Origin of the sequence: Streptomyces sp. BA2 (assembly GCF_009769735.1) — a bacterium.
Lineage (GTDB): Bacteria > Actinomycetota > Actinomycetes > Streptomycetales > Streptomycetaceae > Streptomyces.
In genome coordinates this window covers 7847600-7869816 of sequence record NZ_WSRO01000002.1, presented here as the reverse complement: position 1 = coordinate 7869816, position 22217 = coordinate 7847600, and the positions used below count along the sequence as shown (strand labels likewise).

The following is a 22217-nucleotide window of genomic DNA, read 5'->3' as shown; positions in this document are numbered from 1 at the left end:
TGGGTGTACTCATGCGGCTCACACCGCATCAAGAGCCCTTGGCTGTACGAGGGTTGAGCAGAGTCAGACGCAGACCGAACCGCCGGCACAAGAACCACGACCGGAACCGGGTCGGCTCGCGCCGCGCCTGGGCCGCCGCCCTGCTCTCCGGGGCCATGGTCGCCGGCGCGCTCTCCACGCAGGCCGCCACCGCGCGGCCCTATCCCGAACCACCGTTGACAACGATGTCCCTGCCGTCGCCGCCCGGTCAGGCGAACGTGCGCGTCCTCGTCTTCCACGGCTCGGCGGCGGGCGGCGACGAGTCACCGGTCGTGAACGCCGGCATCGAGGCCATCGAGAAGATCGGCCAATCCGGCCCGGCCGCCCAGCGGTTCAGGATCGAGGCGACCGACGACCCTGCGGTCCTCACGAACGAGGCCAAGCTCGGCAAGTTCAACGCGATCGCCTTCCTGACCGGCGGCGGCGACGTCCTCGACCCCGAGCAGGAGGCGGGCCTCGAGGCCTACATGGAGGCGGGCGGCGGTTTCCTCGGCATCCATGACGCGGCCCGCGCCGAGCCGTACTCGTCCTGGTTCACCGGTCTGATCGGCGCGCGCCCTGCCGACTCCAGCCCGACGAACGTGCAGCGCGCCACCGTCGAGGTCGGCGACCGGGAGAATCCGGCCACCAAGGACCTGCCCCTCCAGTGGAAGCGCCCCGACCAGTGGCTGAACTGGACCAAGAACCCGACCGGCGAGGTCCACACCGTGGCCCGCGTGCGCGAGTCGACGTACCAGCCGGGCGAGAGCAAGAACGGCGCCGACCACCCGGTCTCCTGGTGCCGTGACTACGACGGCGGACGTTCCTTCTACACCGGCATGGGCGGCACGGCGGCCTCGTACGACGAGACGGACTTCCGCCAGCACCTGCGCGGCGCACTGCTGTGGGCGACCCGCATCGCGCGCGCCGACTGCAAGGCGACCATCAACGCCAACTACAAGGCGCAGCGCCTGACCCAGGCCAACCAGCCGGGCCAGAACGACCAGATCGGCGAGCCGCACGGCCTGGTCACCGCGCCCGACGGGCGCGTCTTCTACATCGGCCGCGGCGGCGCGGACTCCTCGCAGCCGGTCGTCACCGACTGGAACAACCCGGACATCGGCAAGGGCAAGGGCGAGATCCACGTCTACGACCCCAAGACCAAGAAAGTGACTCTCGCGGGAGCACTCACCGTCTTCGGCAACAAGGGCGGCGGCGATGAGCTGATCAAGGTCGAAGAGGGCCTGCTCGGCATCGAGTTGGACCCCAAGTTCGAGCAGAACGGCTGGGTGTATCTGCATTACACGCCCCACTCGAAGATCAACCGTGAGACGCACATGGCAGAGCGCTACGTCTCGCGCTTCACGCTCGACCAGGCCACGAACAAGCTGGACCTGGCGAGCGAGAAGGTCCTGCTCAAGTGGCCGGTGCAGATCCACAGTTGCTGCCACTCGGGCGGCGGGATGGCCTGGGACTCCAAGGGCAATCTCTACATCGCGACCGGTGACAACAACTCATCGGGCTTCAGCTCCGGTTACTCGGGCAACAACCCGCAGCCCAGCTTCAAGGGCGTCTCCTTCGCCGACGCGCGCCGCACGGCGGGCAACACCAACAACCTCAACGGCAAGATCCTGCGCATCCACCCGGAGGCCGACGGGACGTACACGCTCCCCGACGGCAACCTCTTCACCGGCAAGGAGCCGGACGAGGGCGGCGGCAAGACGCGCGGCGAGATCTATGTGATGGGCGTCAGGAACCCGGCGCGCATCTCCGTCGACAAGAAGACCGACACCCTCTACGCGGGCTGGGTCGGTCCGGACGCCGGTCAGCCGTCGACGACGTGGGGCCCGGCCAAGTACGACACGTTCGCCGCGATCACGCACGCCTCCAACCGCGGCTGGCCGTACTGCATGGGCAACAACCAGCCCTACCGCGACCGGAATCTGCCGGACCCGACGAAGCCGCTCGGCTGGTACGACTGCAAGAACCTCAAGAACGAGTCGCCCAACAACGAGGGCCTGGTGAACATCCCGCCGGCCGAGCCGAACAACATCTGGTACTCGCCGCAGGGCGGCGGCGTCGACTACCCGCGCGACGCGAACGGCGTCCCGAGCTACAAGACGGAGGAGCAGAAGATTCTCCTGCCGTGGCTCAAGGGCGGCGGCCAGGCCACGATGAACGGCCCGGTCTACCGCTTCGACGCGGCCAACTCCAGTGCGGACAAATGGCCTTCGTACTGGGACGGCAAGTGGTTCGTCGGCGACTTCTACGACGGCGACCAGCCCCGGCACGCGGTCCTGACCGACCCGAAGACGGTCGGCAGCGGCGGCCTTCCGGTGCACGCCGAATCCCTGAAGAAGATCATCCCGATCGGCAACGACGGCATCAAGAACCTCATGGACTGGAAGTTCGCCGCCGACGGTTCGCTCTACGTCCTCGACTACGGCCGCGGCTTCTTCACCTCGGACTCCAAGTCGGCGCTGTGGCGCGTCACTTACTCGGGCGGCGAGGCCACACCGGCCGCCAAGGACCTGGCAAGGAGGGCGGGATGACATTGCCCGCGGTACGCAAGCGAAGACTCTGGACGGCGCTTCTCGCGTCGCTCCTGATGGTGCTCGGCCTGACGTCCACGGCGGCGAGCCAGCCCGACAACCCGGGCCGGGCCGCGGCCCAGACCCTGACCTGGACCGCGGGCAACGACATCGACAAATACACCTCCGCTCCCGCCACGGCGGTCGCGGGCGCGACGACGATCGTCTTCGAGAACAGTGAGGCGACCGGCAACAACACCGGCATGCCGCACACGCTGACGTTCGACGTCTCGGACCCCGAGTACAACAACGACGTACCGCTGAACATCCTGGCCAACCCGAACGACGACCAGGGCGGCAAGCACACGGCGGAGGTCACCCTCACACCCGGACGCTACCGCTACCACTGCACCATCCCCGGCCACGGGGCGATGCAGGGCATCCTGGTGGTGACCGAGGGCGGCGGCGAGGACACCACGGCCCCCGAGACCGCCGCGAAGGTCGAGGGGCAGACCAACTCCGATGGTGCGTACGTCGGTTCGGCCACCGTCTCGGTGACGGCGACCGACGCGGGTTCGGGCGTCGACAAGACCGAGTTCGCGGTCGGGGCGGACGGCGCCTGGCAGCCGTACACGGCGCCCGTGGTCGTCGACCAGGTAGGCACCCACAAGATCCGCTATCGCGCGAGCGACAAGGCGGGCAACGTGGCGGCGGAGAAGGCCGTCGACTTCACGGTGGTCCCGCCGCCGACCGACGACAAGACGCCACCGGAGACCTCGGCCACGGTGAGCGGCGAGAAGAACGACAAGGGCGAGTACGTCGGGATGGCGACGGTCACCGTGACGGCGTCCGATACCGGATCCGGCGTCAACAAGATCGAGTACGCGGTCGGTGACGGCGGCGCGTGGACGGCGTACACCGCGCCGGTCATGGTCCACGCGGCGGGCGCGCACAAGATCCGCTACCGCGCGGCCGACAAGGCGGGGAACCAGGCGGCGGAGAAGGCCGTCGAGTTCACCGTGGTCACGCCGCCGGTCGAGGACAAGACGCCGCCGGAGACCACCGCGAAGGTCGAGGGCGACAAGAACTCGGACGGCGCGTACGTCGGCAAGGCGAAGGTGAGCGTCAACGCGACCGACGCCGGCTCCGGGGTCGACAAGGTCGAGTACTCCCTGGACGGAGGCCCGTATCTCGCGTACGCCGCCCCGGTCGTCGTCGACCGCGTGGGCCGGCACACGGTGGCGTACCGCGCGAGCGACAAGGCGGGCAACACCTCGGCGGCCAAGGACGTCTCCTTCACCGTCGCGGAGGGCGGCGGGGTCCCGGCCCCCAACTGCCCCGAGTTCGACGAGCGGTTGACGGTCTTCGTGGGCACGGTCGACACGGGCATCCCGAACCGCGTCACCAACAACCGCTGCCGCATCAACGAGATGATCGAGGACGAGAAGGAGTGGACGTCCCACGCGCTCTTCCTGAAGCACGTCAAGAGCGTCACGGACAAGCTCCTGAGGACCGGTGAGATCGACCAGCGCGAGTACAGCAAGATCAACCGCGCCGCCAAGCAGTCCGGCATCGGTAAGCCGGGCCAGACCGAGGGCTACCGCAAGATCTTCGACGGCACCCAGGACTCCCTGAACAAGTGGGAGCAGGTCGGCGGCGGCAAGTTCGGTCTGAACCCCGACGGTTCGATCACCAGCAGCACCACCGTCCAGGGCATGGGCATGCTGTGGTTCCCGCAGCGCAAGTACGGCGACTTCTCGCTGAAGCTCCAGTGGCGGGACGACGCGCCGGGCAACGGCAACGCCAACGGCGGGGTCTTCGTGCGCTTCCCGCAGGTCCACGACCACCCGGAGGAGTCGCGTCCGGAGTGGGTCGCCATCAAGTACGGGCACGAGGTGCAGGTGCTCGACCGTCCTGACGGCGACATGTACAAGACGGGGTCGATCTACGGCTTCGACCGGGTGGGTCTCGGCGGCGCCGGGGTGACCCCGAAGGGCACGTGGAACGACTACGAGATCAAGGTGGTGGACCAGCATTACTCGATCTACCGCAACGGCGTCCTGATCAACGAGTTCGACAACACAGGCGGCCAGGACTTCACGCCGCCGCGTGGCGACGACCCGGGCACGGACGGACGGCGGTACTCGTCCGGCTATGTGGGGCTTCAGGTCCACGGGGTCACGGATGTGATCTCGTACCGGGACATCAGGATCAAGGAGTTGTAGTCACCGGCTGACCGGTCTGTCTCCGGCCCCCGCACCCCGGCTCGGGATGCGGGGGCCGTCGGCCTTCCCTCGGTGTCAGCCCTCGTGTCAGTCCTCGTGTCGGTCCTCGTGCCTGGCCCGGCTCGGCTGCACCCGCTTCGGCTCGCCCGGCATCTTCGGGTACTCGGGCGGATAGGGCAGGTCGCCGAGGCCGTGGTCCCGCTCGTCGCGGGCGGCGAGTTCGAGGAGAGATTCCAGGGAGAAGGCATGCTCCTCCATGTCCGCGTGCACATCGCCGACCTGCGCGAACCGCTCCGGCATGGTGCCGATGTCGAAGTCCTCCGGCACCGCGTCGTCGACCTCGTCCCAGCGCAGCGGCGCCGACACGGGGGCGTTCGGCCGGGGCCGCACGGAGTAGGCGGAGGCGATGGTGCGGTCACGGGCGGTCTGGTTGTAATCGACGAAGATCTTCGCCCCCCGCTCCTCCTTCCACCACGCGGTCGTGACGGCGTCCGGCATGCGGCGCTCCAGCTCGCGCCCGCAGGCGATCGCGGCCCGCCGCACCCCGGTGAAGTCCCACCGCGGTTCGATCGGCACGAAGACGTGCAGGCCGCGCCCGCCGGACGTCTTGGGCCAGCCCTTCAGCCCGAACTCGTCCAGCAGAGCGCGCAGTTCATGTGCCGCACGCACCGCGTCCGCGTAGTCCGTGCCGGGCTGCGGGTCCAGGTCGATGCGGAGTTCGTCGGGATGGTCGAGGTCGTCGCGCCGTACCGGCCAGGGGTGGAAGGTGAGCGTGTTGAACTGGGCGGCCCAGATGACCGCGGCGACCTCCATGGGGCACATCTCCTCGGCCGTGCGGCCGCTGGGGAAGGCGATGGTGGCCGTGGGGATCCAGTCGGGGTGGTTCTTGGGGACGCGCTTCTGGTAGAAGAACTCGCCGGTGACCCCGTCCGGGAAGCGCTGGAGCGTAGTGGGGCGCTCCCGCAGGGCGCGGACGATCCCGTCGCCGACCGCGAGGAAGTACTGAGCGACGTCCAGCTTGGTGAAGCCCCGCTCCGGAAAGACGACCTTGTCCGCACTGGACAGCCGCACCGTCCGCCCGCCCGCGTCGAGCTCGACCGCTTTACCACCCATGCGGCCACGCTAGGCGCAACGGACGAGAGTCGCATACCGGGCGCAAAGCGGCGTATGGGCACAGAATCGAGCCATGGATCTGAGACGCTAGAGGAACGCCCAGGTCAGGCCCCTTACGGGCACTGGATTAGCAGTCCTGGAGGAGAGACGACGGTCCACCGGACTTGCCTCCGGTGGAGCTCGGCGCTCTTGCGCTGGTTCAGCTCTGGGGTGGCGTGATGGAGGGGCGTCCGCTTGCGCGCCATGCGGGTGCATCCGCGTCCTCGTGGAACTTCAGCAAGTGCTGAACCGCGTAGCGCCCACCAAAACCACCACCTCGCGCAGCAGCAGTTTGAAGAGTATCGACGCCAGTTCGCCGACCAGCTTCAGGCAGTCATGTGAACAGGCTTGTTCAGGGCTGGAGTTGAGGCCAGGCGGAGTGGCCCTGCATGAGTTTGAGAATCAGCCAACTCACCCCGCGACTTCTGTCGCGTTGTGAACATCGAGGTTGAGAATGACTAAGTCCCGAATTTTTAAAGCGACTTGCTCGGCAGCCATGACTGGTGCACTACTGGTTGCAGTTGCACCCGCAGCGTCTGCATCAACTGCCGCGCCGCGCGATGTAAAGCCTGCCGCCGTCGCCGGAATTGACGATGATGGCGCTTACGTGGATCTGGCTTCGCAGGGGTACACCTACGAAGAAGCCGTCGAGGCCTTCAAGGATTCCCCCGTTGTGACCGTGGTACGGGGCGAAATTCCGGAGGGAAAGCCTTCCGAGGTCAGGCCGCGTGGCGTCAGCCTCGGCTGGTACGTCTACGTGAAGCTGAACAAGTCGCAGGCCAGGGCTGTCAACGCTGGGTCTGCAGCCACTGCGGCTGGTCTCATCGGTGCCATCACCGGGGGGATCGGTGGGGCCGTCGCCGCAGGCGTCTATGCCTCAGTGGTATCCATGGGCGCTGATAAGATCAACAAGTGCAAGAAGGGCGTCGAATTCAAGTTCACCTACCTTGCGAAGTTCAAGGGCGCCAAGTGCTACTGAAGGCATAGGAGTTGAGCATGCGCACACCAGCTTCAAAAGGTATGCTCGTTACTGCATTCGCCTTTTTCTTTGTTCTGCTGATCAGTAGCGAATTCATGGCTGATGACGGAAGTGTCGCTCAGTCAGCTCTGCTCTACGCAGCCATCGCAGTGCCAGGCGGCCTGTTGGCCTACTGGGTTGCGACGAGAGGAAGACGCTGACCCTTATCCCGAGGTGGAAATTTCGCTCCGCCTCGGGATGCGGCGTCATTTCGATGTGCTGGTCTTCGTGCACGCTGACTGAACAGGCGGACCCCACGGACCCCACCTAGATTTGAATCATGGATCTGCCGGTGATGCCCCCCGTCAAGCCCATGCTCGCCAAACCCGTGGCGAGGATCCCGCCGGGCATGCAGTACGAGGCCAAGTGGGACGGCTTTCGCGCGATCGTCTTTCGGGACGGCTCCGACCTGGAGATCGGCAGCCGTACGGGCAAGCCGCTGACCCGTTATTTCCCGGAGCTGGCCGCGGCCCTGCTCGACCGGCTGCCCGCCCGGTGCGTCCTGGACGGCGAGATCGTGATCGCCAGGGACGGGCGGCTCGACTTCGACGCCCTCACGGAGCGCATCCACCCGGCAGCCTCCCGGGTGCGCACGCTCGCCGAGCGGACCCCGGCTTCCTTCGTGGTCTTCGACCTCCTCGCCCTGGACGACGAGGCCCTCATCGACACGCCCCTCACGGACCGCCGCACACGGTTGACCGAGGCCCTGGACGGTGTGACGGCCCCGGTCCATCTCGCGCCCGCCACCACGGATCCCGAGCTGGCCCAGGAGTGGTTCGAGCAGTACGAGGGCGCGGGCCTCGACGGTGTCATCGCCAAGCCGCTCGACCTGCGCTACCGGCAGAACGAACGCCTCATGTTCAAGGTCAAGCATGAGCGCACGGCGGACTGCGTGGTCGCGGGCTACCGCTTCCACAAGAGCGGCCCCATCGTCGGATCCCTCCTCCTTGGCCTGTACGACGACTCGGGCACCCTGCAGCACGTCGGCGTCTGCGCGGCGTTCTCCATGGGGCGGCGCGCAGCGCTGGTGGACGAGCTCGAACCGCTGCGGATGGAGTCGGCCGAAGGCCACCCCTGGGCCGCCTGGGCGAACGAGGCCGCGCACGAGGCGTCCCGGATGCCGGGCGCGCCGAGCCGCTGGTCGGGCAAGAAGGATCTGTCCTGGGTGCCATTGAGTCCCGAGCGCGTCTGCGAGGTGGCGTACGACCACATGGAGAACGGGCAGCGCTTCCGGCACACCGCGCGGTTCCGCACCTGGCGACCGGACCGCACCCCTGACAGCTGTACGTTCGCCCAGCTGGAGGAGCCGGTCCGCTACGACCTGGCGGATGTGCTGCGCTGACCGTCGATGCCCCGGTTCCGCGGACCGCCGGGAACACATTCACGCCAATGTTCGCGCCCGCGGCCTCGCGCCGCTTCCACGTCACGGACACCGACCGTAAGCTCCTGCGCCTGATGCAGGTGTTACTTACGGTAAGGGGGTCAGGGCGTGGGGTATTCGGGAGCTACGGGCAGCACGAGACGGACGTTCGTCGCGGGGGCGGCCGCGGCGGGCGGCGTGGCGGCACTGGGGGCGGGAGCGCTTCCGGCGGCTGCCGACGAGCGTGCCCCGCGGGCGGATGCGGCGAAGACTTCCGTGGCCGTGCTCGGCGGCGGCGTCGCGGGCCTGACCGCGGCCCATGAGCTGGCCGAGCGCGGCTTCGCCGTCACGGTCTACGAGCGCAGGGAGCTCGGCGGCAAGGCCCGCAGCATGGACGTACCGAACAGCGCGAAGGGCAACCGGAAGCCGCTGCCCGGCGAGCACGGGTTCCGCTTCATCCCGGGGATCTACCACAACCTCCCGGACACGATGCGCCGCATCCCCTTCCCCGGGAACGCGAACGGCGTCTGGGACAACCTCGCGGCACCGCGCGAGATGTCGTTCGCGCGCACCGGGCGCGAGGACATCCGGATGCCGATCCCGTGGCCGGGCAGCGAGCCGGAGAAGCTCACCCTGGACGACATCGCGCGGGCGCTCACCGCGCTCCTCGACACCGCCTTCAACCTGCCCGCGCACGAGGTCGCGTACTTCGTGAACCGCGCCCTTGTCTTCCTCACCAGCTGCGACGAACGCCGCGACGACACCTGGGAGTCGACGCCCTGGTGGGAGTTCGTGCGCGCCGCGAAGATGTCCAAGGACTACCAGCGCATCCTCGCGATCGGCGTCACCCGCAACATCGTCGCCACCAAGGCCGAGGAGGCGAGCACCCGCACCGTCGGCACGCTCGGCGAGGCCTTCGTCTTCAACGCGCTCGGCCAGGGCGCGGACGGCCCGCCCGACCGCGTCCTGGACGCGCCGACGAACGAGGCGTGGATCGACCCCTGGGTGACCCATCTGAAGTCTCTGGGCGTGGAGTTCAGGATCGGCTGGAACGTGCGCCAACTCGGATTCGCGGGCGGCCGCATCACGAAGGCCGTCATCGAGGACCCCGACGGTGTACGCCGTGACATCACCGCCGACCAGTACGTCCAGGCCATGCCGGTGGAGCACGCGCGCAGGACGTGGAGCGCCGAACTGAAGGCCGCCGACCCGCAGTTGGCGCGCTGCGACCAGCTGGAGACGGACTGGATGACGGGCATCCAGTTCTACCTGACGGAGCGTCCGCCCGTGGTGAAGGGCCACTTCAACCTCATCGACTCGCCGTGGTCGCTCACTGGCATCGCCCAGGCGGGCCACTGGCCGGACCGCGATTTCCCCGCGGACTACGGAGACGGTGTGGCGGTCGAGTGCCTCTCCGTGGACATCTCCGAGTGGGACAAGCCCGGGATCCTCTACGGCAAGACCGCCAAGCAGTGCACGCGCGAGGAGGTCGCCAAGGAAGTGTGGGCGCAGCTCAAGGCCGCGCTCAACGACACCGGCAAGGTGGTCCTGAGCGACAGCAAGCTGCACTCGTGGTTCCTGGACCCGGGCGTCGACGGCCTCGGGACGCCGAACCCGACCAACGAGGACGAGCTGCTCATCCATCCGGTCGGCACCCTCCACAACCGCCCGTCGGCCGCCACGAAGATCCCCAACCTCTGCCTGGCGGGGGACTATGTGGCCGTGCCGATCGATCTCGCGACGATGGAAGGCGCCAACACCTCGGCGCGCCAGGCGGTGAACGCCATCCTGGAGAGGGTCGGCTCGGACGCCGCACGGTGCACGGTGACCTCCCTGTTCCGGGCCCCGGCGATCGAGCTCCTCAAGCGCCACGACCGCACCCGCTACCGGCTCGGTCTGCGCAACGCCCTCGATCTGGGCTGAGGAAGGGAGAGCGGGGGCGGACGGGGTAGGAAGTCCGTATGAGAACGCGGGCAGGGACACGACGCATGACGGTGGCGGCGGTGGCGGCCGTCGCCGCCCTTGCCCTGGCACCTGGCTGCACCCTGAGCAACACGGACGGGAAGGGCCCCGCCACCGGCGACGGAGGGCGCGTACTCGCCGTGAAGATCGACAACGTACGCCCCGCGCGCCCGCAGACGGGCCTGGAAGCGGCGGACGTCGTGTACGCGGAGCAGGTCGAGGCGGGTCTCAGCCGCCTGATGGCGGTGTACGCCGGCCGGTTGCCGCCGGTCATCGGCCCGGTGCGCAGCGCGCGGGAGACGGATCTTGAGCTGCTCCGGCAGTTCGACGATCCGGCTCTCGTGTTCTCCGGGGCGCAGTCGAAGCTCCTCCCGCTGATCTCGGCGGCTCCCCTGCGGCAGCTGTCACCCGGCAAGGCGCCGGGTGACGCCTACTTCCGGGGCGGCGACAAGGTGGCCCCGCACAACCTCTTCGTACGCCCGAAAGCACTGAACGCCGACCTGGGCGAGGGAGGCCTGGAGAGCACGGGCTTCCGCTTCGGCCCGCGCCCGAAGGGCGGCACCCCGGAACGTGAGCAGACGGTCCGCTTCCCTGCGGCGCGGTTCACCTTCACCTGGTCCGCCGGGCAGGAGCGCTGGCTGGTCTCCATGGACGGTGAGCAGGCCCGCACGGCCAACGGCAAGAGGCTGGGCGCCTCGACGGTCGTCGTGCAGTACGTGAAGGTGCGCGAGTCGCGCTTCCACGACCGCTCGGGCAACAACACGCCGTTCACCGAGACCGTCGGCTCGGGGAAGGCGCGGGTCCTGCGGGACGGCCGCGCCTACGAGGCGCGCTGGGAGCGGACCTCCCCGCAGGACGGCACGGAGTTCACGACGGCGGACGGAGGCGGTCAACTGGCGTTCGCGAAGGGCCAGGTGTGGGTGGTGTACGCGAAGGCGTGACTCAGGTCCGGCCGGCGGCGAGGGTGTCCGCGGGATGGCGCAGGCCTTCCGCCGCGTCCGAGACCCGCTGGAGCAGGTCGAAGAACACGCTCTGCTCGTCCGCGGAGAGCGGCCCGAGGAAGACCTGGTTCATCCGCGCCGTCCGCACCGTCAGCTTGCCGTGCGTGCGCTTGCCCTCGTCGGTGAGGTGCAGCAGGTACCGGCGGCCGTCCTGCGGGTCGCGCACCTTGTCGAGCAGCTCACGGCGCATCAGGCGGCTGATGACCTCCGCGATGGTGGAGCGGTCCAGGCCGACCCGCTCGCCGACGGTGCGCTGGTCGAGGCCGGGCTCGGCGACGAGCGCGTTCAGGACGGCGAACTGCGGCGAGGTGATCTCCTCGGACACCATCGTGTTCCACAGCAGGTAGTGCGCCTGCTGCAGACGCCGGGCCAGGTGCCCGGGGTGGGTGGTCAGGTCCACCGCGGCCATGAGTTCCTCCACTGGCTTGTGCCTGCTCGTGCCTGAATTTTTCGTAGGTGCACTGAACACTACTCGCCCTTGACGGCCCAGGGAACGAGTGGCAGCGTAAGTTCAACCTCGTGGAAATAGTCAGTGCCCTGATTAATGGACGGGGCATGCACGGGGCATCGAAGGCCTGGAAGAGATGAGGCTCGACGGATGGACAAGGTGGTGGCCTCGGCCGCCGGCGCGGTGGCCGATGTGGGGGACGGTTCGTCCCTTGCGGTGGGCGGGTTCGGGCTGAGCGGTGTGCCCGGCGTGCTGATCGCGGCGCTGTACGACGCCGGGGTGTCGGGCCTGCGGGTGGTGTCCAACAACTGCGGGGCGATGGAGTCGGGCCTTGCCGTACTGCTCTCGGCGGGCCGGATCGCGCGGGTGACCGGTTCGTACATCGGCGCCAACAAGGAGTTCGCCCGCCAGTATCTGGGTGGTGAGCTGGAGGTGGAGATGATCCCGCAGGGCACACTCGCCGAGCGGCTGCGCGCGGGAGGGTGCGGGATTCCCGCGTTCTACACGCCGGCCGGGGTGGGCACGCAGGTCGCCGACGGCGGACTGCCGTGGCGCTACGACGGCTCGGGCGGGGTCGCGCTCGCCTCGCCGGCCAAGGAGGTGCGGGAGTTCGACGGGCAGGAGTACGTCCTGGAGCGCGGCATCCGGACCGACTTCGCGCTGGTGCGGGCGGCCAAGGGCGACCGGCACGGGAACCTCGTGTTCAACAAGTCGACCCGCAACTTCAACCCCCTGGCCGCGATGGCCGGACGGGTCACGATCGCCGAGGTGGAGGAGCTGGTGGAGCCGGGCGAGATCGACCCCGACGCGGTGCATCTGCCGGGGATCTACGTCCAGCGGGTCGTCGCCCTCACCCCCGAGCAGGCCGCGGACAAGCAGATAGAGCGGCGTACGGTTTCCGCGCCTCCGGCACGAGGGACGGTGAGCGGCTGATGGCATGGACGCGAGAGCAGATGGCCGCCCGTGCCGCGCGCGAGCTGCGCGACGGCCAGTACGTGAACCTGGGCATCGGCCTTCCCACGCTGATCCCCAACTACCTCCCCGAGGGCGTCGAGGTGGTCCTGGAGTCCGAGAACGGCATCCTCGGCGTGGGCCGTTACCCCACGGACGCCGAGGTGGACCCGGATCTGATCAACGCGGGCAAGGAGACGGTCACCGTGCTCCCCGGCGCCTCCTACTTCGACTCCGCGCTGTCCTTCGGGATGATCCGCGGCGGTCACATCGATGTCGCGGTGCTCGGCGCCATGCAGGTCTCCGAGCGCGGGGACCTGGCCAACTGGGCGATCCCCGGCAAGATGATCACGGGGATCGGCGGGGCGATGGACCTGGTGCACGGGGCGCGCACGGTGATCGTGGCGATGACCCACACCGCCAAGGACGGCTCCCCCAAGGTCCTTGAGGAGTGTGCGCTGCCGCTGACCGGCCGGGCGTGCGTGAACCGGATCATCACTGACCTCTGCGTCCTGGAGGTCGTGGAAACCGGCCTGGAACTGGTCGAGTTGGCGCCCGGCGTCACCACGGACGAGGTCGTCACCAAGACCGCCGCCAAGGTCCTCATTCCTGAAGGAACCCCGTCATGAGCCTGCGTGACGTCTACATCGTCGACGCCGTACGCACCCCCGTCGGCAAGTACAAGGGCGCGCTTGCCGGCGTCCGCCCGGACGACCTCGGCGCCCACGCCATCCGCGAACTCCTCGCCCGTACGCCGGACTTGGACCCCGCCCGGATCGGCGACGTCTACTTCGGCAACGCGAACGGCGCGGGCGAGGAGAACCGCAACGTCGGCCGCATGGCCGCCCTGCTCGCCGGACTCCCCGTGACGGTGCCGGGCGTGACCGTCAACCGGCTCTGCGCATCCGGGCTCGAAGCCGTCATCCAGGCCGCGCGCGCCATCGCGCTCGGCGACGTCTCCATCGCCCTGGCCGGCGGGGTCGAGTCGATGACCCGCGCCCCCTACGTGCTGCCGAAGAGCGAGAGCCCGTTCCCCGCCGGGCACACCGAGCTGTACTCCACCACTCTGGGCTGGCGCATGGTCAACCCGAAGATGGAGCCGCAGTGGACGGTCCCGCTCGGCGAGAGCGCCGAACTCATCGCTGACAAGCACGGGATCACGCGCGAGCAGCAGGACGCGTACGCCCTGAACAGCCATCAGAAGGCTGCCGCCGCACAGCAGAAGGGCCTGTTCGACGCGGAGATCACGCCGGTCGCGATCCCTCGGCGCAAGGGTGATCCCGTCCTCTTCGAGCGCGACGAGTGCGTACGCGCCGACGCCTCTCTGGAGGCGATGGCCAAGCTCAAGCCGTCCTTCCGCACCCCGGCCGGCACGGTCACCCCCGGCAATGCGTCGCCGCTCAACGACGGCGCGGCCGCGCTGCTCCTGGTCGACGAGGAGGGTCTGAGGGCGACGGGCCGCGAGCCGCTGGCCCGTGTATCGGCGTCCGCCGTCTCCGCGATCGAGCCGCACTACTTCGGTCTCGCGCCGGTCGAGGCAGTCAACCGCGCCCTCACGAAGGCGGGCAGGTCCTTCGGTGATCTGAGCACGCTTGAGCTGAACGAGGCTTTCGCGGCGCAGGTGTTGGGGTGCGTGGCCGAATGGCCGGGCCTCGACACGGCCGTCCTGAACCCGCAGGGCGGCGCCATCGCGCTCGGCCATCCGCTCGGCGCGTCCGGCGCGCGGCTCGCCGGAACCGTCGCCCACCAGCTCGCCCGGCGCGGCTCGGGCACGGGCGTCGCCACCCTCTGCATCGGCGTCGGCCAGGGTTTGGCCCTGGTCCTCGAACGCTGACCCGCCGTCCCCGCCGTCCCCGGCGTCCCTGGCGCCCCCGCCGTCCCCACACCCTTCCGCAGCACGCCGTACTCACGGAGCCGAGAGACATGCCCCTCACCAAACCCCTGCCCGACGGGCTGAGCCAGCAGGAGATAGACACGGAGGTCGCCAAGGCGCAGGCCGCGGCAGCCGCGCCCGCCGATCACCCGCCCCGCGACTATCCCCCGTACCGCAGCAGTCACTTCCGCCACCCCAAGCAGCCGCTGATCCCGCTGCGTGACCCGGAGGCCGTGGAGCGATACGGTCCCGCGTTCGGCGTCACCGACATCACGGCGCTCGACCGCGACCTGACGCGCCAGCACCTGGGCGAGCCGCTCGGCGAGCGGATCACCGTGTCCGGCCGTGTCCTGGACCGCGAAGGGCGGCCCGTGCGCGGCCAGTTGGTCGAGCTGTGGCAGGCCAACGCGTCCGGCAGGTACGCCCACCAGCTGGACCAGCATCCGGCCCCGCTCGACCCGAACTTCACGGGCTTCGGCCGCTGCCTGACCGACGACGAGGGAACGTACTCCTTCACGACCATCAAGCCGGGTGCGTACCCGTGGCGCAACCACGTCAACGCGTGGCGCCCCGCACACATCCACTTCTCGGTCTTCGGCACGGCGTTCACGCAGCGCCTGGTGACGCAGATGTACTTCCCGGGCGACCCGCTGTTCCCCTACGACCCGGTCCTGCGCTCGGTCACCGACGAGTCGGCGCGCCGACGTCTGGTCTCCGCCTACGACCATGATCTCTCCGCCCCCGAGTGGTCGCTCGGCTACCGCTGGGACATCGTGCTCGACGGCCCCGCCGCGACGCTCTTCGAGGAAGGCGACCACCACTGATGTCGTACGCTCCGACTCCCTCCCAGACGGTCGGCCCCTTCTACGGCTACGCGCTGCCCTTCCCGAGGGGCGGCGAGGTCGCGCCGGCCGGCCATCCGGACACGATCACCGTGCACGGGTACGTGTACGACGGCGCGGGAAACCCCGTACCCGACGCCCTCATCGAGACCTGGCAGCCCGCGCCCGACGGCTCCCGCACGGGCGCGCCGGGATCCCTGCGGCACGACCCGGTCACGGGCGAGGTCATCGGCCGTGACGGCGTCGCGTTCACCGGGTTCGGGCGCGTCCCGACCGACGCGGACGGGCACTGGACGGTCCGTACGCTCCCGCCGGGCGGCGTCTCGTACATCGCTGTCGCGGTCTTCGCGCGCGGTCTGCTCCATCACCTGTATACCCGCGCCTACCTGGTCGACGAGCCCGGCGACCCGCTCCTCAACTCCCTCGACCCGGCGCGGCGTACGACGTTGGTCGCCCACCCCGAGGCGAGCCGCACGTACCGTTTCGACATCCGCCTTCAGGGCGAGGGCGAAACGGCGTTCCTGGAGTTCCAGTGAGTCTTGTTCCAGCGGGTCTTGAAGGTGCCGACGTCGGCCTGCTCGCCCCCGGGCGAGCGGGCTCACCGGCCGAGGCCGCGACGGGCGACACCGCGTTTCTGCAGGCGATGCTGGATGCGGAGGCGGCGCTGACACGGGCCCAGGCCGAGGTGGGTCTGGCCCCGGCGGAGGCGGCGACGGCGGTCACGGCCGCGGCCGATGCCGACCGCTTCGACGTACGAGAGCTGGCTCTCCGCGCTCGTTCCGGCGGCAATCCGGTGATCCCGCTGGTCGCGGACCTGACGGCGGCGGTGCCTGCGGAGGCCGCGCCGTATGTCCACCGGGGAGCGACCAGCCAGGACATCATGGACACGGCGATGATGCTGGTCGCGCGGCGCACGCTGGACCTGATCCTGGCGGATCTGGCCCGCGTGGAGGCGGCGCTGTCCCGCCTCGCGACGGAACACCGGGACACGGTGATGCCGGGCCGCACCCTGACACAGCACGCGGTCCCGACGACGTTCGGCCTCAAGGCCGCGGGCTGGCGGACGCTGGCCCTCGACGCGCGGGACAGAGTGAGGACGGTGCGAGACGCGCTTCCGGCTCAACTGGGGGGTGCTGCGGGGACGTTGGCCGCCTTCGGGGCGTACGCGTCGAACTGCTCGCCGGCGGCTTCGGCGGCAGCGGAGGCGGCGGCCTCGGCGCCGGAGGCGACTTCGCCGGGAGCCGAGGTGGTTTCGGGAGCGGGCAGGGTCGGGGCAGGACTCCTCGGCGCCTATGCCCGCTGCCTGGGGCTGGCCGAACCCGCCCTCCCCTGGCACACCCTCCGCACCCCGGTCGCCGACCTCGCCGGAGTCCTCGCCTTCAGCGCCGGGGCCCTGGGCAAGGCCGCCGTGGACATCCTCACCCTCGGCCGGACGGAGTTGGCCGAAGTCACCGAAGGTGCCGGTGGCGGGTCATCCGCCATGCCCCACAAGGCGAACCCCGTGCGCTCCACCCTCGTCGCGGCCGCAGCCCGCCGCGCCCCCGCCCTGGCGGCGACGCTCCACGCCTCGATGGCCGCCGAGGACGAACGCCCGGCAGGCGCCTGGCACGCGGAGTGGGAGCCCCTGCGCGACCTCCTGCGCACGGTCGGCGGCGCGAGCCACCACGCGGCGGAACTCGCCGAGAACCTCCAGGTCCACCCGGAGGCGATGCGCGAACACCTCGGTCTCACCCACGGGTTGATCGTCTCCGAGCGCCTCACCGCTGAGCTGACGCCCCTCCTGGGCCGGGCCCGCGCGAAGGAACTCCTCACGTCGGCGGCCCGCCGCACCCGCGACGAGGGCAGGACCCTCGCGGAGATCCTCGCCGAAGAGCCCGGTCTGGCGGACGTCGACCTCGCCGAACTCACTGACCCCGCCCACTACACCGGCTCCGCCGGAACCCTCACGGACCGAGCCCTGGAGCGACGATGACCCCCGCGAAGCTGCCGCACCACACCACCGAGGGTGCCCCGACCGCGCCCCCGCTCCTCCTCGGCTCGTCCGTCGGCACCTCCACCGCCCTGTGGGACGCCGTGGCGCCCGAACTCTCCACCACCCACCGGGTCGTACGCTGGGACCTGCCCGGTCACGGCAAGTCCCCCGCCGAGCTGATCGGCCCGGGAGCGACCGTCGCCGACCTGGCCGCCCTCGTCCTCGCGCTCGCCGACTCCCTCGGCATCGACCGCTTCGCGTACGCGGGCGTCTCCCTCGGCGGCGCCGTCGGCCTGCACCTGGCCGCGCACCACCCGGAGCGAGTGGAGAGCCTCGCCGTGATCTGCTCGTCGGCGCACTTCGGCGGCAGTGCACGCTGGGAGGAGCGCGCGGCACTCGTACGCCGCGAGGGCCTCGCCACGCTCGCGGAGAGCGCGCCGGACCGCTGGTTCACCCCCGGGTTCACGGCCCCCGGCCTGGTCGACGACCACCGGACCACCGACCCCGACGCGTACGCCGCGTGCTGCGACGCGCTGGCGGCGTACGACATCAGGGAGACGCTGGCGACGATCACCGCTCCCACGCTCGTCGTCGCGGGCCGCGAGGACCCGGCGACGCCGCCCGCCCACGCACGTGAGATCGCTGACGCGGTGCCGGGCGCCTGGCTCACGGAACTGGCGGGCGCCTCGCACCTCGCGCCGGCCGAGCGCCCGGAGGCCGTCGTCGCCGCACTGCGCACGCACTTCACGGGTACGGCCACGAGCGGGATGGCTGCCCGGCGTTCGGTCCTTGGCGACGCTCACGTGGACCGCGCGCAGGGAAACACCACGCCCTTCACGGCCCGCTTCCAGGACTTCATCTCCCGCTACGCCTGGAGTGAGATCTGGACCGACCCCACCCTCGCGCGCCGCGAACGCAGCATGATCACCATGACCGCCCTGGTCGCGCACGGGCACTACGACGAGCTGGCCATGCACGTCCGGGCGGCCCGCCGCATCGGGCTCACACCCGAGGAGATCGGCGCGGTGCTGCTCCAGACGGCGGTCTACTGCGGTGTGCCCGCCGCCAATTCGGCGTTCGCGGTGGCGCAGCGGGTCCTCGCCGAGGAGTAGCGGCCAACGGGGACCCTTTAGGCTGCTCAGACTGCTGTTGATCAGGGGGATCAGGGGTGCAGGGGAGAGCAGGGGGGCAAGTGGCGATGAACGATGCGTCTGAGGTGTTCCAGCCGTTGCGGGCGGAGGATCCACCGGTGGTGGCCGGATACCGTCTCGCAGCCCGTCTTGGCGCGGGAGGCATGGGCCGCGTCTATCTGTCGCACACGCAGGGCGGCCGGCCGGTGGCGATCAAGGTGGTGCGGCCGGAGCTGGCCGACGACCCGGCCTTCCGGCGGCGGTTCGGGCGGGAGATAAAGGCGGCCCAGCGGGTCCGGGGCGCCTACACGGCCGAGCTGATCGACGCCGACGCGGACGGCGTGCCGCCCTGGCTCGCCACCCTGTACGTGCCAGGCCCCTCCCTGACGGAGGCCGTCGCCCGGCACGGACCGCTGCCGGTGCCCGCTGTGCTGTGGCTGATGGCGGGGGTCGCCGAGGCGCTGCAGGCCATCCACGCCGCCGGAATCGTGCACCGGGACCTGAAGCCGTCGAACGTGCTGCTTGCCGCCGACGGGCCGCGCGTGATCGACTTCGGTATCTCGCTGACCTCCAGCGCCACCTCCGCGTACACAGCCACGGGTGCCACCGTCGGCACACCCCACTTCATGGCCCCGGAGCAGGCGTCCGCGGGTGAGGTCACCCCGGCCACCGACGTCTTCGCGCTCGGCCAGACCGCGGCGTTCGCGGCACTGGGCGAGCCGCTGTACGGGGACGGGCCCTCGGTCGGCGTGCTGTACCGGATCGTGCACTCGGAGCCCGACCTGTCCCTTCTCCCCGCGCAGCTCCGTCCGCTGTTCGCCAAGTGTCTGGCCGCCGATCCGGCGGAGCGGGCCACCCCCGCGGAGATCGTCGAGTGGTGCCGGCAGCGTCTTGGCCGGGAGACCGACGCGGGCGCGGGGTTGGCCGTCTGGCGGGACGTCACGGGGCCGGAGGTCATGGTTCCGGCGCCGGTCCCCCACCCCACCCCGCTGCACACGCTGCCGTTGTTCGCGCCGCCGCGGCAGGGGCCGCCTCAGCCGTCGGGGCCGGACGAGCGGCGGGCCCGCCGAAGACGCAACGCGCTCATCACGGCCATCGTGACGGGGAGTTCGCTGCTGGTGATGGGCCTGACGTGGACGGTCATGGACGCGACGGACCTGCTCCGCCGCGGGGGCACGTCCTCGCAGTCCGGTTCGGAGACGTCCGCACGGGGGTCGGGATCCACGCCGGGGTCCGAGTCGGGGTCCACGTCAGGGTCCACATCGGGATCCGAGGCCGGTGAGAGATCAGCCGCCGGTACGGACTCCGGGACTGGTGAGAAGAACGACGGGTCGTCAGACGGGACGCGCCCCTCCTCGAAGTCCTCCTCGAACGCGTCCACCCCGCCACGAGCCATCGCGTACCCCCAGGAGTGGTTCGACGAGAAGAACTCCGTGAGCCTCAGGGAGCCGGTACGCCGCAAGGACCGCAAGGGCGACATCCGCTTCGTCTGCGGGCAGGACAGGTGTTCGCTGGAGAGCGACAAGAGCGTGATCACCATGTTGTACAGCAAGCCGGGTGCCACCCTCGATTCGTGCCGTCTCGCCCTCAAGGGCGCCGACAGCCACGACCTCCCGCTGGCCGCGGTGGCGGCAGGCAGCGAGATCTGCGTGAAGCACCCCTCCGGAGACATCGCCCTGCTCGTGGTCCAGGTGAAGTCGACCGCGCTGCCGAATGACGGGTTCAGCTTCCTGACCGCGGACATGACGGTCTGGCGGGCGTGACAGACGCCTTGAGACCCTAGGTCGCGCTGCGCTCGCTCGCCTCGCGGTACCGCCGCTCCATCGCGTCGACGTACGCCTCGTCGCCCGGCCGCCCCGCCCGCAGCAGACGCCACCACTGCTCGATGCTCCAACTGGCCGGTTCCGTCGACCCGATGAAGTCCTCGACGAGCGAGAGGAAGCGCACGGGATCGGCGTGAAAGGGGAAGTGCCCGGCCCCCGGGAAGATCTCCAGGCGGCTGCCGGGCATCGCCTCGTGCGCGGTGTACGCGTGGTCGACCGGCAGGACGCCGTCCCGGTCGCCCCAGACCAGGAGCGTGGGCATGCCCTGGGCGAGGTAGCAGCGGTCCAGCATCGTGACCACTTGGCCGCGCCAGTCGACGACGGACCGCAGCGTGCGGATGAACGCGGCCCGCGCCCACACGTCGGGCAGCGCGTCGACCAGGCCCATCAGCTCCGGCGCGTCCTGCCCGAGGCCGGTGTCGAGCAACCGCAGCAGCGCGACGGCCGCCCGCACCGGCAGATCGGCGCCGGGCAGCCCGAGCAGGGAGAGCAGCAGTGCGGCCCCGGGCAGCGAGACACCTCGTAGGACGGGGGTGACCTGCGGGCCTACGCCTCCCGTGCTCACCAGGACGAGCCGGTCGACGCGCTCGGGGAACTGGTAGGCGAACTGCATCGCGACCCCGCCGCCGAACGAGTGCCCGACGAGGGTGACCCGTTCGACGCCGAGCACGCCGAGCAGGTCCCGGACTCCGTTGGCGTACGCGGCCACCGAGTAGTCGGCCCGTGGCTTCTCGGACGCGCCGTGGCCGAGCAGGTCGGGGGCGATGACCATGTGGGTGCGGGCCAGTTGAGGGATCAGTGGGGACCACGTCGCCGACGAGTCGCCGATGCCGTGGATCAGCAGAATCGCCGGTCCCTCACCCGCGACGCGGTACGCGCGCCGGTAGCCGTGCACGGTGCGGAACCGCAGGGCGGCCCCGCTCTCGTCGCCGGTGGGAAGCCGCCTGGGCTGGAAGGGCAGGATCCGCGCCATGGGCCGGAGTGTAGGTGGGCGGCGCGCCGGGGTGGTTTCGCGGGGGTTTCGGGTGGCGCAATACGGGCGACGCGGGCGCATCGCCACCGTGGCGCTATGTGGCCGCGTAGTACCCCAGGAACATGTCGACACCGGCGACGATGAGACGCTCCGTCAGGTCGTCGCTGATGTCGGTTCCGTACGAGCCGAAGACGAGGTGCGGGAAGACCAGCAGGGAGTAGAGCTGGATGACCGCCGTCTCCATGTCCGGGACGGTGAGCCGCCCCCGCTCGGCGAGCTCGCGCAACGCGCCCGCGATGGCGGGGTGATGGCCCTCGGGGCCGCGCTGTCCCCACGCCTCGCCGAGCGAAGGGAAGCGGTGGATCTCCCGGGCGACGAGGTGGCGCAGGGCGTTCATCTCCTGGTCGTTGCGGACGACGTCGACCCAGGCGCGGGCCACGTTCAGGAAAGCCTCGCGCAGGTCGTCCGCCTCGGTGAGGCCGTCGAGCGCGGCGACCGATGACGAGGCGTCGAGGGGTTCGTCCAGTGCTCCCGCGATCACCGCGACGAACAGGGCCTCCTTGTTGCCGAAGTGGTTGTAGACGGTCACCTTGGACACGCCCGCCTCGGCCGCGATGGCGTCCATGCCGACGCCGAACCCCTCGCGCAGGAACAGCGAGCGCGCCGCCCGGACGATGGCCTCGCGCTTACGCGCCGCGCGCGGGCCCGCGGGGCCGGTGGGGGTCGTGGGGCCCGTGGAGGTCATGGGGCCGGTGGGGCCCGTGGAGGTGGTGGGGCCCGCACTTTTGACCTCGCCGCTTTCCTCATTCCGCATGCGCCGCACTTTATCAGCGAACTGAACTGAACAGTTGAGTTCATATGAACTAGCCAGTACAGTTCAGATGCGTCAGGCCACGAGGCCGCGAGGCCACGCTCGCCACGCCTGCTTCCACCACCCC

19 protein-coding genes are annotated in these 22217 nt (G+C 70.1%); 15 read left to right on the top strand and 4 right to left on the bottom strand.

The window, feature by feature from the left end; translation table 11 throughout:
- The first annotated feature begins 155 nt into the window (after positions 1 to 155).
- Positions 156 to 2570, top strand: coding sequence for a ThuA domain-containing protein (locus tag E5671_RS37935; RefSeq protein ID WP_237330891.1), 2415 nt, complete (start codon positions 156 to 158; stop codon positions 2568 to 2570).
- The gene (locus E5671_RS37930; RefSeq protein WP_160508620.1) at positions 2567 to 4774 is read left to right on the top strand and encodes an OmpL47-type beta-barrel domain-containing protein; all 2208 of its coding nucleotides are present in this window, start codon (positions 2567 to 2569) and stop codon (positions 4772 to 4774) included. The genes E5671_RS37935 and E5671_RS37930 overlap by 4 nt, the downstream gene beginning before the upstream one ends.
- An 87-nt stretch (positions 4775 to 4861) precedes the next feature.
- Here E5671_RS37930 and ligD read toward each other — a convergent pair whose 3' ends face one another.
- A complete protein-coding gene (ligD, locus tag E5671_RS37925; protein ID WP_160508618.1) occupies positions 4862 to 5887 on the bottom strand; it encodes a non-homologous end-joining DNA ligase in 1026 nt (341 codons plus the stop codon).
- Positions 5888 to 6533: 646 nt separating this feature from the next.
- Between ligD and E5671_RS37920 the strand changes: the two genes are divergently transcribed.
- The 5 genes from E5671_RS37920 (at position 6534) to E5671_RS37900 (ending at position 11207) form a co-directional block, all read left to right on the top strand.
- Positions 6534 to 6905, top strand: a complete 372-nt coding sequence (locus tag E5671_RS37920) for a hypothetical protein (protein ID WP_160508616.1) — start codon at positions 6534 to 6536, stop codon at positions 6903 to 6905.
- Positions 6906 to 6922: 17 nt separating this feature from the next.
- Positions 6923 to 7105, top strand: a complete 183-nt coding sequence (locus tag E5671_RS37915; RefSeq protein WP_160508613.1) for a hypothetical protein — start codon at positions 6923 to 6925, stop codon at positions 7103 to 7105.
- Positions 7106 to 7224: 119 nt separating this feature from the next.
- Positions 7225 to 8286 (top strand): ATP-dependent DNA ligase, encoded by a 1062-nt coding sequence (locus E5671_RS37910; RefSeq protein WP_160508611.1) that lies wholly within the window; start codon positions 7225 to 7227, stop codon positions 8284 to 8286.
- Positions 8287 to 8433: 147 nt separating this feature from the next.
- Positions 8434 to 10227: a hydroxysqualene dehydroxylase gene (locus E5671_RS37905; protein ID WP_336605966.1), complete on the top strand. Its 1794-nt coding sequence runs from the start codon at positions 8434 to 8436 to the stop codon at positions 10225 to 10227.
- Between the two features lie 65 nt (positions 10228 to 10292).
- Positions 10293 to 11207, top strand: a complete 915-nt coding sequence (locus E5671_RS37900) for a DUF3048 domain-containing protein (RefSeq protein WP_237330324.1) — start codon at positions 10293 to 10295, stop codon at positions 11205 to 11207.
- Position 11208: 1 nt separating this feature from the next.
- Here the strand turns inward: E5671_RS37900 and E5671_RS37895 are convergent, their stop codons facing one another.
- Positions 11209 to 11676, bottom strand: coding sequence for a MarR family winged helix-turn-helix transcriptional regulator (locus E5671_RS37895; RefSeq protein WP_160508607.1), 468 nt, complete (start codon positions 11674 to 11676; stop codon positions 11209 to 11211).
- A 189-nt stretch (positions 11677 to 11865) separates the two neighbouring features.
- Here E5671_RS37895 and E5671_RS37890 point away from each other — a divergent pair, with 189 nt between their 5' ends.
- The 8 genes from E5671_RS37890 to E5671_RS37855 all read left to right on the top strand — a co-directional run bounded on the left by E5671_RS37890 (position 11866) and on the right by E5671_RS37855 (position 20246).
- Positions 11866 to 12648: a CoA transferase subunit A gene (locus E5671_RS37890; protein WP_160508605.1), complete on the top strand. Its 783-nt coding sequence runs from the start codon at positions 11866 to 11868 to the stop codon at positions 12646 to 12648.
- A complete protein-coding gene (locus tag E5671_RS37885; RefSeq protein WP_160508603.1) occupies positions 12648 to 13295 on the top strand; it encodes a CoA transferase subunit B in 648 nt (215 codons plus the stop codon). Before E5671_RS37890 ends, E5671_RS37885 begins: the two co-directional genes overlap by 1 nt.
- Positions 13296 to 13297: 2 nt before the next feature.
- Positions 13298 to 14500: a thiolase family protein gene (locus E5671_RS37880; protein ID WP_160510670.1), complete on the top strand. Its 1203-nt coding sequence runs from the start codon at positions 13298 to 13300 to the stop codon at positions 14498 to 14500.
- 89 nt (positions 14501 to 14589) lie between these two features.
- Positions 14590 to 15363 (top strand): protocatechuate 3,4-dioxygenase subunit beta, encoded by a 774-nt coding sequence (gene pcaH, locus E5671_RS37875; protein WP_160508601.1) that lies wholly within the window; start codon positions 14590 to 14592, stop codon positions 15361 to 15363.
- Positions 15363 to 15917, top strand: coding sequence for a protocatechuate 3,4-dioxygenase subunit alpha (gene pcaG, locus E5671_RS37870; RefSeq protein ID WP_160508599.1), 555 nt, complete (start codon positions 15363 to 15365; stop codon positions 15915 to 15917). Before pcaH ends, pcaG begins: the two co-directional genes overlap by 1 nt.
- Positions 15914 to 17353 carry a 3-carboxy-cis,cis-muconate cycloisomerase gene (gene pcaB / locus E5671_RS37865; RefSeq protein WP_336605965.1) on the top strand — a complete coding sequence of 480 codons (1440 nt, stop codon included), beginning with the start codon at positions 15914 to 15916 and terminating at the stop codon, positions 17351 to 17353. The genes pcaG and pcaB overlap by 4 nt, the downstream gene beginning before the upstream one ends.
- Entirely contained in the window at positions 17350 to 18465 is a 1116-nt protein-coding gene (pcaDC, locus tag E5671_RS37860; RefSeq protein ID WP_160508597.1) for a bifunctional 3-oxoadipate enol-lactonase/4-carboxymuconolactone decarboxylase PcaDC, read from the top strand. The genes pcaB and pcaDC overlap by 4 nt, the downstream gene beginning before the upstream one ends.
- An 86-nt stretch (positions 18466 to 18551) precedes the next feature.
- Positions 18552 to 20246, top strand: a complete 1695-nt coding sequence (locus E5671_RS37855; protein ID WP_160508595.1) for a serine/threonine-protein kinase — start codon at positions 18552 to 18554, stop codon at positions 20244 to 20246.
- A gap of 16 nt (positions 20247 to 20262) precedes the next feature.
- On the opposite strand, the gene E5671_RS37850 is transcribed toward E5671_RS37855, so the two are convergent.
- Together E5671_RS37850 and E5671_RS37845 are read right to left on the bottom strand one after the other, a co-directional pair.
- Positions 20263 to 21279, bottom strand: a complete 1017-nt coding sequence (locus E5671_RS37850; RefSeq protein ID WP_160508594.1) for an alpha/beta fold hydrolase — start codon at positions 21277 to 21279, stop codon at positions 20263 to 20265.
- Positions 21280 to 21373: 94 nt separating this feature from the next.
- Positions 21374 to 22093: a TetR/AcrR family transcriptional regulator gene (locus E5671_RS37845; RefSeq protein WP_336605964.1), complete on the bottom strand. Its 720-nt coding sequence runs from the start codon at positions 22091 to 22093 to the stop codon at positions 21374 to 21376.
- Positions 22094 to 22217 lie beyond the last annotated feature (124 nt).

Coding starts and splice junctions, on each gene's coding strand:
- E5671_RS37890 (WP_160508605.1), top strand. CDS start 11,866: ATGGACAAGGTGGTGGCCTCGGCCGCCGGCGCGGTGGCCGATGTGGGG.
- E5671_RS37850 (WP_160508594.1), bottom strand. CDS start 21,279: ATGGCGCGGATCCTGCCCTTCCAGCCCAGGCGGCTTCCCACCGGCGAC.
- E5671_RS37895 (WP_160508607.1), bottom strand. CDS start 11,676: ATGGCCGCGGTGGACCTGACCACCCACCCCGGGCACCTGGCCCGGCGT.
- E5671_RS37910 (WP_160508611.1), top strand. CDS start 7,225: ATGGATCTGCCGGTGATGCCCCCCGTCAAGCCCATGCTCGCCAAACCC.
- E5671_RS37930 (WP_160508620.1), top strand. CDS start 2,567: ATGACATTGCCCGCGGTACGCAAGCGAAGACTCTGGACGGCGCTTCTC.
- E5671_RS37915 (WP_160508613.1), top strand. CDS start 6,923: ATGCGCACACCAGCTTCAAAAGGTATGCTCGTTACTGCATTCGCCTTT.
- pcaDC (WP_160508597.1), top strand. CDS start 17,350: ATGACCCCCGCGAAGCTGCCGCACCACACCACCGAGGGTGCCCCGACC.
- ligD (WP_160508618.1), bottom strand. CDS start 5,887: ATGGGTGGTAAAGCGGTCGAGCTCGACGCGGGCGGGCGGACGGTGCGG.
- E5671_RS37935 (WP_237330891.1), top strand. CDS start 156: ATGGTCGCCGGCGCGCTCTCCACGCAGGCCGCCACCGCGCGGCCCTAT.
- pcaH (WP_160508601.1), top strand. CDS start 14,590: ATGCCCCTCACCAAACCCCTGCCCGACGGGCTGAGCCAGCAGGAGATA.
- E5671_RS37845 (WP_336605964.1), bottom strand. CDS start 22,093: ATGCGGAATGAGGAAAGCGGCGAGGTCAAAAGTGCGGGCCCCACCACC.
- E5671_RS37885 (WP_160508603.1), top strand. CDS start 12,648: ATGGCATGGACGCGAGAGCAGATGGCCGCCCGTGCCGCGCGCGAGCTG.
- E5671_RS37900 (WP_237330324.1), top strand. CDS start 10,293: ATGACGGTGGCGGCGGTGGCGGCCGTCGCCGCCCTTGCCCTGGCACCT.
- pcaG (WP_160508599.1), top strand. CDS start 15,363: ATGTCGTACGCTCCGACTCCCTCCCAGACGGTCGGCCCCTTCTACGGC.
- E5671_RS37855 (WP_160508595.1), top strand. CDS start 18,552: ATGAACGATGCGTCTGAGGTGTTCCAGCCGTTGCGGGCGGAGGATCCA.